This is a genomic window from Streptomyces sp. NPDC050704 (genome assembly GCF_040654355.1).
In the GTDB taxonomy this organism is placed as follows: Bacteria; Actinomycetota; Actinomycetes; order Streptomycetales; family Streptomycetaceae; genus Streptomyces.
The window spans coordinates 1-13,087 of the sequence record NZ_JBFAHW010000069.1 but is presented as its reverse complement, the minus strand read 5'-3'; the positions used below and the strand labels follow the sequence as shown (position 1 = coordinate 13,087).

General features: G+C 70.0%; 9 protein-coding genes. 5 read left to right on the top strand and 4 right to left on the bottom strand.

The window, feature by feature from the left end:
• Positions 1–64: 64 nt before the first annotated feature.
• The 4 genes from AB0I18_RS32980 to AB0I18_RS32965 all read left to right on the top strand — a co-directional run bounded on the left by AB0I18_RS32980 (position 65) and on the right by AB0I18_RS32965 (position 6,514).
• Complete coding sequence (locus AB0I18_RS32980) at positions 65–2,002, top strand: S53 family peptidase (RefSeq protein ID WP_363109315.1); 1,938 nt, start codon at positions 65–67, stop codon at positions 2,000–2,002.
• A 150-nt stretch (positions 2,003–2,152) separates the two neighbouring features.
• Positions 2,153–2,611, top strand: a complete 459-nt coding sequence (locus AB0I18_RS32975) for a hypothetical protein (protein WP_363109314.1) — start codon at positions 2,153–2,155, stop codon at positions 2,609–2,611.
• Positions 2,612–2,741: 130 nt separating this feature from the next.
• On the top strand, positions 2,742–4,415 hold the full coding sequence (locus tag AB0I18_RS32970) for a multicopper oxidase family protein (RefSeq protein ID WP_363109313.1): 1,674 nt from the start codon (positions 2,742–2,744) through the stop codon (positions 4,413–4,415).
• A 344-nt stretch (positions 4,416–4,759) separates the two neighbouring features.
• Entirely contained in the window at positions 4,760–6,514 is a 1,755-nt protein-coding gene (locus AB0I18_RS32965; protein ID WP_363109312.1) for an NAD+ synthase, read from the top strand.
• A gap of 482 nt (positions 6,515–6,996) precedes the next feature.
• On the opposite strand, the gene AB0I18_RS32960 is transcribed toward AB0I18_RS32965, so the two are convergent.
• The 4 genes from AB0I18_RS32960 to AB0I18_RS32945 all read right to left on the bottom strand — a co-directional run bounded on the left by AB0I18_RS32960 (position 6,997) and on the right by AB0I18_RS32945 (position 11,917).
• A complete protein-coding gene (locus AB0I18_RS32960; protein ID WP_363109311.1) occupies positions 6,997–8,220 on the bottom strand; it encodes an MFS transporter in 1,224 nt (407 codons plus the stop codon).
• Positions 8,221–8,314: 94 nt separating this feature from the next.
• On the bottom strand, positions 8,315–9,352 hold the full coding sequence (locus AB0I18_RS32955) for an endonuclease/exonuclease/phosphatase family protein (protein ID WP_363109310.1): 1,038 nt from the start codon (positions 9,350–9,352) through the stop codon (positions 8,315–8,317).
• Positions 9,353–9,552: 200 nt separating this feature from the next.
• Positions 9,553–10,200: a TetR/AcrR family transcriptional regulator gene (locus AB0I18_RS32950; protein ID WP_363109309.1), complete on the bottom strand. Its 648-nt coding sequence runs from the start codon at positions 10,198–10,200 to the stop codon at positions 9,553–9,555.
• Between the two features lie 133 nt (positions 10,201–10,333).
• A complete protein-coding gene (locus tag AB0I18_RS32945) occupies positions 10,334–11,917 on the bottom strand; it encodes an MFS transporter (protein WP_363109308.1) in 1,584 nt (527 codons plus the stop codon).
• Between the two features lie 172 nt (positions 11,918–12,089).
• Here AB0I18_RS32945 and panB point away from each other — a divergent pair, with 172 nt between their 5' ends.
• Positions 12,090–12,959 (top strand): 3-methyl-2-oxobutanoate hydroxymethyltransferase, encoded by an 870-nt coding sequence (gene panB, locus AB0I18_RS32940; RefSeq protein WP_363109307.1) that lies wholly within the window; start codon positions 12,090–12,092, stop codon positions 12,957–12,959.
• Positions 12,960–13,087: the final 128 nt, after the last annotated feature.

The window sequence follows — 13,087 nt, the reverse complement described above, 5'->3', positions numbered from 1 at the left end:
CCCCTGGCATGAACGGTTGATCGCAAGAGTGACCCCCATCCGGAGATCCACTTGGGGGTTCCACATGAGATCCAACCGTGCCGCGGTCCGCGCCGGTGTGAGCATGGCGGCGACACTGCCTCTGCTCGCCGGCGCGCTGGTCCTGGGCATACCCGCGGCCCACGCCTCCGACCAGGGCGGCCGTGACAGGCTCCAGGGCACCAAGCCCCTGTGGGCCACCGCCAAGGCCGACAAGGGAGCCACCGCGAACGCCTCCCGGGTCTCGGCCCGGGTCTATCTCGCCGGCCGGGACGCGGCGGGCCTGAGCGCCTACGCCAAGGCCGTCTCCGACCCGTCGTCGGCCTCGTACGGGAAGTACCTGAGCGCGCGCCGGGCGCAGGCCCGCTTCGGGGCGACCAAGGCCCAAGTGGCCGAGGTGACCGCCTGGTTGAAGGCGGCGGGCCTGAGCGTCACGGGTACGACCCGGCACTACATCTCGGTGACCGGTGAAGTGGCCGACACCGAGAAGGCGTTCGGCACCCAGCTGCACAACTACGCCAAGGGCGGGAAGACTTACCGGGCGCCCGCGGCGGCGGCCTCGGCCCCGGCGGACCTCAACGGCGCCGTCCTCACCGTCACCGGCCTGGACAACGCCCCGCACAAGGCGAACCACACCGACACGCTGCCACCGCCGGACGCCGTGTTCCACAACGCCGGGCCGTTCTCCTCGTACTACGGCTCCAACACGGCGACGACGCTGCCGGACGCGTACGGCACGAAGATCCCGTACGCCGTGAAGGGCTACACCGGCAAGCAGCTGCGCGCCGCGTACGGAGCGGGCCGGGCGACCGGAAAGGGCGTGACCGTGGCGATCACGGACGCGTACGCCTCGCCGACGATCGCGTCGGACGCGGCCACGTACGCGGCGAAGCACGGTGACGCGGCGTATGCGGATGGGCAGTTGAAGCAGGTGCTGCCGAGCGGGTACACGAACACCAAGGAGTGCAAGGCCCCGGGCTGGTACGGCGAGGAGACCCTCGACGTCGAGGCCGTGCACGCGGTCGCACCCGCCTCGGACATCGTCTACGTGGGCGCCGCGTCCTGCCATGACGACGATCTGATCGACTCGCTCGGCAAGATCGTCGACGGGCGCCTGGCCGACATCGTCTCCAACTCGTGGGGCGACATCGAGGCCAACGAGACGCCGGACCTCGCGGCCGCCTACGACCAGGTCTTCCAGCTGGGCGCGATCGAGGGCATCGGCTTCTACTTCTCCACCGGTGACGACGGCGACTTCGCGGCCGCCACTGGGACCAAGCAGGTCGACACCCCGGCCAATTCGGCGTGGGTGACGGCGGTCGGCGGCACCTCGCTGGCCGTCGGCAAGGGCGACACGTACCAGTGGGAGACCGGCTGGGGCACGCTGAAGTCCACGCTGTCGGACGACGGCAAGAGCTGGACGGACTTCCCGGGCGCGTACACCTCGGGCGCGGGCGGCGGCACCAGCAAGACGGTGCGGCAGCCCTTCTACCAGCAGGGTGTGGTGCCTTCGTCGCTCGCCCGGGCGAACGGCTCGGCCCCGATGCGGACCCTGCCGGACATCTCCGCGATCGCCGATCCCAACACCGGGTTCCTGGTCGGGCAGTCGCAGACCTTCCCGGACGGAACGCAGAAGTACGACGAGTACCGCATCGGCGGCACCTCGCTCGCCTCGCCGGTGATCGCGGGCATCCAGGCGCTCGCCCAGCAGCAGCGCGGCGGCCGGCCGATCGGCTTCGCCAACCCGGCGATCTACGGCCGGTACGGCACGAAGCTCTACCACGACGTCACGGACCGTCCGACGGGAGCCGACCTGGCGGTGGCGCGGGTCGACTTCGTCAACACCTTCGACGCGTCGGGAGGCCTGGCGACCTCGGTCCGCAGCCTCGGCAAGGACCGCTCCCTGAAGGCCGTCCGCGGATACGACGACGTCACCGGGGTGGGTTCACCCGCACCCGGTTACGTGAACTCGTACCGTCGCTGACGTCCTGACACCCTGGCACCTTGACGCCCTGACACCGGGGCACTACCTCGGCCCGGGCTCGTTGCGCCCGCCCCTCGACTTCGCGTCGAGGGGCGGGCGTTCGCATGTCCCCTCACACCCCCCATACCCCGTGGGGGTAAGGTGTCCGGCATGACGAAACCGAGGAAGCAGGTGTACGGACAGCTGATGCTGTTCGCCGCGCTGCTCCTCGGGATCGTGGCGATGCATACGTTGGGGCATCCGTCGGGACACGGGGCGGGGCACGGACAGGGGCCGGGGCACGGGTCGATGGCGGCTTCGGAGCACCGGGTGACATCCGCGCATGCAATGTCTTCGACCCACTCATCCGAGCGGGCGTCGGCGGCCGACCCAGCGCAGACGACCCTCGTGTCGGCCGCCGGGCAGACGCCGATGAGCGGCATGGACCTGTCTGCCGTGTGCCTCGCCGTCCTCGGGACGTTCACGTTCCTCGTGCTGGTGGCCGTGGCGTTCAGGCGCCCGTCGTCGCCCGGCGCAGCGCCTTCGGACGCCCGGCCGGCCCGCGCCCTGCGGCCCGATCCCCCACCCCCCGGGACTCTCCTCGCCCGCCTGTCGGTGCTGCGGATCTAGGCCCGCGCCCCGGCTGCTTCGAACTGCTCGCGCGGAGGTGGGAACCTCCGGGCCCCGAGCGGTGTACCAGAAGCAGCAGACGCGTCCAGCCGCACACACGCACCACTTGACGACGAGGTGTTACTCAGTCATGCGTATTCACACGCGCCGCACCGTGCTCGGTGCATCGATCGCCGCCGCCGGGGCGGGAGTTCTGGCCGCCTGCTCCGGATCGAGTTCGGGTGGTTCAGAGGATGGGAACGGGACCGGAGACGGGGGCGGTTCGCGGGGAAGCGCCCCCGCGGGTTACGTCGACCCGGCGGGCGAGCAGGTCGCCGCCACCGAGAAGAAGCGCGGCTCCGGCCCGGTCCGGACCGTGCGGCTCACCGCCGCCGCGGCCTCGCTCGACCTCGGCGGCCGTACGGTCAGGTCGTGGGCGTACGGCGACGACCTGCCCGGCAAGGAGGTCCGCGTCACCGCGGGGGACACGCTCGACCTCACACTCGCCAACCACCTCCCCCAGGCCACGTCCCTGCACTGGCACGGCCTCGCGCTGCGCAACGACATGGACGGCGTCCCCGGCCTCACCCAGCGCCCGGTCAAGCCTGGCGCCGAGTTCACGTACCGCTTCACGGTGCCGCACGCGGGGACGTACTGGTTCCATCCGCACTCCGGTACGCAGCAGGACCGCGGGTTGTACGCGCCACTGATCGTGGAGGACCCCAAGGAGCCCCTGTCCTACGACAAGGAGTGGGTCATCGTGCTCGACGACTGGGTCGACGGCGTGGACGGCTCGACCCCGGACGGGGTCCTGAAGGAGCTGTCCGGGGGCATGGGCAGCGGCATGGACATGGGCGACGGAGGCGGGAACACCGATGACAGCGGCGACTCCGGCCATGACATGTCCAACATGTCGATGCAGATGAAGGAGTCCCCATCTCCGCAGACATCCGGCCTCTCCAATCCCTCTCGCCCCTCTCGCCCCTCCAGTCCCTCCCGAATGATGATGGGCGCGACGAGTGACCTGCTCGGCGGAGACGCGGGGGATGTCGCCTATCCGCACTACCTGGTCAACGGGCGTACGGCGAAGGCGCCTTCGGTCTTCCGGGCCCGGCCCGGGGACCGCGTCCGCATCCGGTTGATCAACGCGGGCGGTGACACTGCCTTCCGGGTGGCCCTCGGCGGGCACGAGATGACGGTGACGCACACGGACGGCTTCCCGGTGGAGCACGCGAAGGCGGACGCGCTGCTGCTCGGCATGGGCGAGCGGTACGACGTGCTGGTCACCGTCAAGGACGGCGTCTTCCCGCTGACGGCGGTGGCCGAGGGCAAGAAGGAATCAGCACTCGCCTTGCTGCGTACGGGGAGCGGGGCGGCGCCCACCGCGTCGATACGACCCAGGGAACTGGACGGCCAGGTGCTGACGGCGGACAAACTGAAGGCCGCCGAGTCCGTCCGGCTGCCGTCCCGCAAACCGGACAGGACGGTCAGGCTCCAACTGACCGGCGGGATGGCGAAGTACGACTGGGCCTTCGACAAGAAGCCCTACACCGCCTCACAGCGCCACCCCGTGCGGGCCGGCGAGCGGGTGCGGCTGATCTTCGCCAACTCCACGTCGATGTGGCATCCGGTCCACCTGCACGGCCACACCTTCCAGCTGGCCAACGTGGTGGACGGCCCCCGCAAGGACACGGCGGTCGTCCTCCCGAACGGCACGCTCACGGTGGACTTCGACGCCGACAACCCAGGACTGTGGATGATCCACTGCCACAACGTCTACCACTCGGAGGCGGGGATGATGACCGTGCTCGGCTACCGGAGCTGAGGCCTGTGGCGGGCCCGAGGCGGGCCTGTGTCGGGCCACCGGACCCGGCCCGTCCGGGGGCCAGGCCAACGCATCCGGAGACTGGGCTCGGCCTCCGGAGGCTGAGCCCGGCACATCCGGAGGTCGAGCCCGGCACGTCGGCTTCAAGCCGCCAGGGGTGCCCTGCACCCACCACGGGGGGGGGCGCCCACCACGTGAGGCGCCCCGCACCACCATGTGGAGCACCCCGCATCACCACGTGGGGCGGGGTGTCCCACCACGTGGGCCGGGGTGCCCCACATGGTGGGGCGCCCCACACCCCCTCACCACCCCATCGCGTCGCTCTGACGATTACACTGAGCCCCGTGCCTCAACTACGCCTCGCCCTGAATCAGATCGACTCGACCGTCGGCGATCTCGCCGGGAACGCCGAGGCGATCGTCCGCTGGACCCGGCACTCCGCCGAGCAGGGAGCGCATCTGGTGGCGTTCCCGGAGATGGTGCTGACCGGGTATCCCGTCGAGGACCTGGCTCTGCGGTCGTCCTTCGTGGAGGCGTCCCGCACGGCCCTGCGGGATCTCGCCGCGCGCCTCGCCGACGAGGGCTACGGAGAGCTGCCGGTGATCGTCGGCTACCTCGACCGTTCCGAGGTGGCCCAGCCGAAATACGGTCAGCCTCCCGGCGCTCCGCGCAACGCCGCCGCTGTACTGCACGACGGCCGGGTGGCGCTCACCTTCGCCAAGCACCACCTGCCGAACTACGGCGTGTTCGACGAGTTCCGCTACTTCGTGCCCGGCGACACTCTCCCGATGGTCCGGGTGCACGGCGTGGACGTCGCCCTGGCCATCTGCGAGGACCTCTGGCAGGACGGCGGCCGTGTCCCGGCGACCCGTACCGCCGGGGCCGGGCTGCTGGTCTCCATCAACGCCTCGCCGTACGAGCGCGACAAGGACGACACCCGGCTGGAGCTGGTGCGCAAGCGTGCGCAGGAGGCCGGGTGCACGACCGCGTACCTCGCCATGATCGGCGGGCAGGACGAGCTCGTCTTCGACGGGGACTCGATCGTGGTCGACCGGGACGGCGAAGTCGTCTCGCGGGCACCGCAGTTCTCCGAAGGCTGCGTCGTCCTCGACCTCGATCTGCCCGCCGCCGCCGTCGAGCCGCCCTCCGGGGTCGTGGACGACGGGCTGCGCATCGACCACCTCGTCATCTCCGAGGAGCCGCTGCCCGCGTACGAGGCGGAGCTCTCCGGCGGATACGCCGAGCGGCTCGACGACGACGAGGAGGTCTACTCGGCGCTCGTGGTGGGGCTGCGGGCGTACGTGGCGAAGAACGGGTTCAGTTCCGTCCTCATCGGGCTCTCCGGCGGTATCGACTCCGCGCTCGTCGCCGCGATCGCCTGCGACGCGCTGGGCGCGCAGCACGTGTACGGCGTCTCGATGCCGTCCAAGTACTCCTCGGACCACTCCAGGGGCGACGCGGCCGAACTGGCCCGCCGCACCGGGCTCAACTTCCGGACCGTACCGATCGAGCCGATGTTCGACGCGTACATGGGATCGCTGGGACTCACCGGCCTGGCCGAGGAGAACCTCCAGTCGCGGCTGCGCGGGACCATGCTGATGGCCATCTCCAACCAGGAGGGGCACATCGTGCTGGCGCCGGGCAACAAGTCCGAGCTGGCGGTGGGGTATTCGACGCTGTACGGCGACTCGGTGGGTGCGTACGGGCCGATCAAGGACGTGTACAAGACCTCGATCTTCCGGCTCGCCGAGTGGCGGAACCGGGCGGCGGCCGAGCGCGGTCAGACCCCGCCGATTCCCGAGAACTCCATCACCAAGCCGCCGAGCGCCGAGCTGCGGCCCGGCCAGGTCGACACCGACTCCCTGCCGGACTATCCCGTCCTTGACGCGATTCTGGAGCTGTATGTGGACCGGGACACGGGGGCCGATGCGATTGTGGGCGCCGGGTTCGACCATGCGGTGGTCACGAAGACGCTGCGCATGGTCGACACGGCGGAGTACAAGCGCCGTCAGTACCCGCCGGGCACCAAGATCTCGGCCAAGGGATTCGGCAAGGACCGCCGGCTCCCGATCACCAGCCGCTGGCGCGAAACCGGTTGACCTCCGGCGGTTGGGCGATTGTTCTGGAGCCAGTTGCGCAGTTCCCCGCGCCCCTAAAAGAGCTGGGGTGCCTCGGGTCGGTTCGTAGGGTGCGGGCCGGCCGTGGCTGGTCGCGCAGTTCCCCGCGCCCCTGAAAAGACAAAAGACCGGGGGCCTTGGGGCGGTGTGATCACTGCGGGCCGGTGGGGGCTGGGTGCGCAGTTCCCCGCGCCCCTAAAAGACAAAAGACAACGGCCAACGGCCGTGAGGCGGGGTTGGGGTCTGCACCGCAGGCCCCACCCGCCCGCACTCGGCCTTCCGGCGTGAGGGGTCGTGTCGGGGTGTCCGATCGCCGCGGCAACATGCCATGACTGGATATCCCAGAGCGGCGATCGGATACCCCGTCGCGGCACCGCCCCACCCACACACCCAGGGGCGCGAGGAACTGCGCGACCAGCCACAACACACCCGCAGACAAACAACCACCCAACCGGCGGAGCCGATCAGCGCCGAACAGACTCCCCCACAACCCGCGGCACATGCGAGGCCACCACACGCCCAGCCCCCGTGGACGTCAACACCCGACGCCGATCCACCACATACGCGACCGCAGCCACCCCCAGCCCCAGAACAGCAAGCCCCGCCCCCACCACCGCAGGCGACGTCACACTGAACCCCGCCGCCAAAGCCAGCCCCCCAATCCACGCCCCACCCGCGTTCGCCAAATTGAACGCGGCCTGGTTCGCGGACGAGGCCAGCGACGGCGCCGAGGACGCCTTCTCCATGACCATCAGCAGCAGCGGCGAGCTGGTGACGAACGCCGCCGTACCGAGCAGCACCACCGCCACCGCCGCACTCCACGCCGTCGTCATCAACACCGGGAACAGGGCCAGAACGACGGCCAGAGAGATCAGCCCACCGAACAGCGTCCGCCGCATCGACCGATCGGCCAGCCGCCCACCGAGCAGGTTCCCGATCGTCGCCCCCACACCGAACAGCGCCAGCAACAGCGTCACACTGGAGTCCGCGTACCCGGCGGAGTCCGTCAGCATCGGCGTGATGTAGCTGTACGCCGAGAACAGCGCACCGAATCCCGCGACCGTCGTACCGAGCGCCAGCCAGACGGGCAGCGACCGGAGCGCGGCCAGCTCACCCCGCAGACCGGCCGCAGGCGCGTGCGCACCATCGTGCGGCAGCAGCAGCGCCAGGGACACGATGGCCGCCAGACCGATCACGCTGACGCCCAGGAAGGTCGACCGCCAGCCCAGGTTCTGGCCCATGAGGGTCGCGACGGGCACACCCGCGATGTTGGCGACGGTCAGGCCGAGGAACATCAGCGAGACCGCGCGGGCCTTGCGCTCGGGCGCGACGAGGCCGGTGGCGACGACCGCGCCGACACCGAAGAAGGCGCCGTGCGGCAGACCGCTCAGGAAGCGGGCGGCGAGCAGCCAGTGGTAGTCGGGCGCGAAGGCCGAAAGCGCGTTGCCCGCCACGAACAGGACCATCAGCCCGATCAGCACCTTGCGGCGAGAGATCCGGGCCGTGACCGCCGCGAGCAGCGGAGCGCCGATCACCACACCCAGCGCGTACGCCGAAACGAGATGGCCCGCGCCGGGTATCGATATGTGCAGGTCGTCCGCGACGTCGGGCAACAGCCCCATCATCACGAACTCGGTGGTGCCGATGCCGAAGGCGCCCACGGCGAGGGCGAGCAGGGCCAGGGGCATGAGGGAGGGGCCTTTCAGGGGGAGCGAGCAGAGTTCCGTACCAGTTTAAGTTCACGTACGGAACAAAGTCTCTCAGGCCCGGTATTCCCAGCGGTTACGAGGTGGTTGCCGAAAGCTTCACGCGGGCGGCGATCGGGAGATGGTCGCTGCCGGTTTCCGGGAGGGTCCACGAGGTGACCGGCTCGACACCCTTGACCAGGATCTGGTCGATGCGCGCCATCGGGAACGACGCGGGCCAGCTGAACCCGAAGCCGCTGCCCACCGCGCCCTGGGTGGAACGCAGCTGCGCGGTGACGGCGTTGAGCGCGCGGTCGTTCATCGTGCCGTTCAGGTCGCCGAGCAGCGCGACCCGCGGCAGCTTCTCGTCGGAGATGGCCTCGCCGAGCGCGCCGGCGCTCTTGTCGCGCTGCCGCGCGGTGAACCCGGCCTCGATCTTCACCCGCACGGAGGGGAGGTGGGCGACGTACACCGCGAGCTGCCCGTCCGGCGTGGTGACCGTCGCCCGCATCGCGCGCGTCCAGCCGAGCTTGATGTCGACCGGCCTGGCCCCGCTCAGCGGGTACTTGCTCCACAGGCCGACGGTGCCCTGCACGGAGTGGTACTTGTAGGTCGGCTCCAGCGCCTTCGAGTACACCGGGACCGCCGCGTCCGTCAGCTCCTCCAGGGCCACCACGTCAGCGCCGGAGGCCGCCACGTCGCGGGCCGTTTCGGACGGGTCAGGGTTGTCGGCGTTGACGTTGTGGGTGGCGATGGTGAGGTTGCCGCCGCTGCCGGTCTTGTCGCCGATCAGCCCGCCGAAGAGGTTCAGCCAGACGCTCAGGGTCAGCACCACGGCGATCAGCGCGGTCGCGGACTTCCGGACCAGCGCGAGGACGAGCAGCACCGGGACGAAGACGCCCAGCCAGGGCAGGAACGTCTCGGTGAGGCTGCCGAGGTTGCCGATGGCGTTCGGGATCTGCGCGTGCAGCAGCATCACCAGGGCGAGCACGATCGAGAGCGCGGCGAGGACGATACCGCGGCGCCAGACACCGCGGTCGTTGCGCAGGGTCGCGTACAGGCGCCGAAGCCGGGATCCTCTGCGGTCGGGCCCCTGGCCGCCGCTGCCCGTCTCCGTCATGTACGCCTGCGCCATACCGTCGCCTCACCAACTGCCGTGCACTTCGTCCCCGCGTCTAAGACCCTAGGGGATGATCGCGTTTGTTCCCGCCGTCCCATGACGGCCGTACGGGCACGAGGACGAACGAGTCGGCGCCAGGAGTTCCGGTCGCCGGTCGGCGAGGGTGCTCTGTGACGAAACGCGCACATTCCCTACAGGGGTTGACGGTCCCCGGGTCAGCGGGGGGCGGCGGGCCCGAGCCCCTGCAGGACGGTATCGACGATCTGTTCGGGCAGTACCTCGTCGAGTCCGGAGTCCAGGCGGATCACGGCACGTACGAGCATGGGGCCCATGAACAGGTCGTTGGCCAGTTCGACGTCGACGTCCGCGCGGATCTCGCCGTTCTCCTGTCCGCGGCGCAGCACGTCGAGGCTCCTCCGGCGGCGAGGGTCGATGACGGCCGCGTGGTACGCCTCCCACAGCTTGGGGCTGCTCTTCATCTGGGCGTAGACGTTGTGCAGGATGGCCGACGAGCGGTTGGCCAGGCCGCGCCTGCGCAGCGATTCGAGCAGGACGATCAGGTCGTCGCGCATCGAGGTGCCGGGCAGCTCCGGGTCGGGCGGTTCGGCGGTGCGCAGCACGTCGATGAACAGCTCTTCCCGGCCGCTCCAGCGGCGGTAGATGGTGGCCTTGCCCACACCGGCGGTGCGGGCCACCCGCTCGATGGAGATGTCCGCCAGCGGGACGCCGTCCTCCAGCAGCTTCATGACGCCCTCGACGATCGAGCGCTCCACGCTCTCGCTGCGCGGGCGCCCCCTGACGGGTCCGCCGCCGCCGGCCGCGTCCTGCTCCACGACACCCACGTCCTGGCTCCGCTCTCTCATCCGGCTCGTCCCGCTCGTCCCGCTCGTCCGTTCCGTTCCGCCACGCGCTCGCTCCCTTGGTTCTCCTGATTCTCCCTGGTGCACGAGGAGTTCGATCACCGCCGCTCGGGCGGGCCGGATTCCGGCGTACGACTCAGTGGTCGACGCCCACCAACTCCGCGTCCTCGCCCGCCTTCTCCGCCGGGGCCGGGGTGCGGCCGGGCAGGAACAAGGCCACGACGACCGTGCCCACGAGGGCGACTCCGGCGCCGCACAGGGCCGTGACGTGCATCGCGTGCAGAAAGGCGTCGTTGGCCGGTCCGACCAGGGCATCTCCCTTCGCGCCGAGTTTCGCGGCGTAGCCGAGCGTCGACTCGATGGACTCGCCCGCGGTGTGCCGGGCGGCGGCGGGCAGCTTGTCCTCGATGCCCGAGCGGTACGCGGCGGAGAGGACCGAGCCGAGTACGGCGATGCCGAGGGCGCCGCCGACCTGCCGGAAGGTGTTGCTGAGCGCGGAGGCGGAGCCGGCCTTCTCGCGGGGCAGGGCCTGCATGATCACGACGCTGGTGGGCGTCATGATGTGCGCCATGCCGATGCCCATGAGGAAGAAGATGACCTCCAGGATCCAGATCGGGGTGTCCGCCTCCAGCGTGCCGAACGCGGCCAGCGTCGCGGCGATGATGAACATGCCGCCCGTGGTCGTGGCCTTGTTGCCGAAGCGGTCGACGAGCAGCCGGGCGCGCGGCGCGAAGATCATCTGCGCGGCGGCCAGCGGCAGCATCAGCAGGCCGGTCTGCAGGGGCGAGTAGCCGCGCACGCTCTGGGTGTAGAAGACCGAGAAGAAGGTCACACCCATCAGCGCGAAGAAGACGAGCGCGATGGCGGCGATCGCGGCCGAGAAGACCTTGTTCTTGAAGTACGTGACGTCGATGGACGGATGGCTGCTGCGCTTCTCGAAGACGACGAACCCGACGAGTACGGCGAGGCCGGCACCGATGGTCGCCAGTACCCCCGGGTCGGTGAAGTCGGCGAGCTGGCCGCCCTTGATGATCCCGTACACGAGCAGCACGAGTCCGACGACGGACAGCAGAACGCCGACCGGGTCGAGTCGTCCGGGCTTCGGGTCGCGGGAGTCGGGGACCAGCCAGACCATCAGCGCGACGGCGACGAGGACGATCGGCACGTTGATGAGGAAGACGGACCCCCACCAGAAGTGGTCGAGGAGGACTCCGCCGGTGATCGGTCCGATGGCGATGGCGAGTCCGACGCCGCCCGCCCAGATGCCGATGGCCTTCGGCTGTTCGTCGCGCTCGAAGACGTTCATCAGGACCGCGAGCGTGGCGGGCATCACGAAGGCGGCGCCGAGGCCCATCACCGCGCGGAACGCGATGAGCTCGGCCGGCGAACCGGAGGACGCGGCGAGCGCCGAGCCGATGCCGAAGACGACGAGCCCGCCGAGCAGCACCTTCTTGCGCCCGAGCCGGTCGCCGAGGAGGCCGGCGCTGAACAGCAGGCCCGCGAAGACGAGGGTGTAGGAGTTGATGGCCCATTCGAGCTCGCTCTGGGTGGCTCCCAGGCCGGTCGGGGCGGGGGTCGAGATGGTTTTGATCGCGACGTTCAGGATCGAGTTGTCGAGGACGACGATCAGCAGGCTCAGCATCAGGACGCCGAGGATCGCCCAGCGTCGCCGGTGTACGGCTTCCGGTATGCGGGCGGCGGGGACGGCGGGAGTTGTCATAGCGACGAGCCTAGCGACTTTCGATACGAGACCGTCTCGTATCTAAAATCCTTTGCCGAGGTCTTACGCGGGCGGGAAGCCCCTCTAGCCGTTTCCTGGCACGAGGTGCCACCATGGAGGTGATCCGGGGACGCCGTGAGGGCGCTTCGAGATGACAGAAGGAGCCGTTGCAATGACGCAGCTTTCGGCTGCCCACGCATCCACCGACAGCAGCAGCAGTAGGGCGCTGTACGGAGGAAAGGGCACACGCCGTATCACCGTCCGCGACATCGCCACCGCCAAGGAACGCGGCGAGAAGTGGCCCATGCTCACCGCGTACGACGCGATGACCGCGTCCGTCTTCGACGAGGCCGGGATTCCCGTGATGCTCGTGGGCGACTCGGCGGGGAACTGCCATCTGGGGTACGAGACGACCGTGCCCGTCACGCTCGACGAGATGACCATGCTCTCGGCGGCGGTCGTACGGGGCACCAGCCGCGCCCTGATCGTCGGTGACCTGCCCTTCGGGTCGTACCAGGAGGGTCCGGTCCAGGCCCTGCGGTCGGCGACGCGGCTGGTCAAGGAGGCGGGGGTCGGCGCCGTCAAGCTGGAGGGCGGCGAGCGCTCGCACCGCCAGATCGAGCTCCTCGTGGAGTCCGGCATCCCTGTCATGGCGCACATCGGCCTGACGCCCCAGTCCGTGAACTCCATGGGCTATCGCGTCCAGGGACGCGGCGAGGAGGCCGCGCAGCAGCTTCTCCGGGACGCCAAGGCCGTCCAGGACGCCGGGGCGTTCGCGGTCGTGCTGGAGCTGGTGCCGGCCGAGCTGGCCGCCGAGGTCACGCGGGTGCTGCACATTCCGACGGTCGGCATCGGCGCGGGTCCCGACACCGACGCGCAGGTGCTCGTCTGGACCGACATGCTCGGGCTCACGAGTGGCAAGATGCCGCGGTTCGTGAAGCAGTACGCCAATCTGCGGGAGGTCATGGGCAACGCGGCCAAGGCCTTCGCGGACGATGTCGTCGGCGGAACGTTCCCTCTGGACGAGCACTCCGTCCACTAGACCACTGTGGCACCAGGCAGCCCGCCGAACTTCCCCCGTCGGCGGGCTGCCTCCTTTTTTCGCCCCCGCCGCCCCTACCCGTCCCATCCCGTGGGGGGGGGGGGGCCCCCACCCCCCCGCCCCCCGAG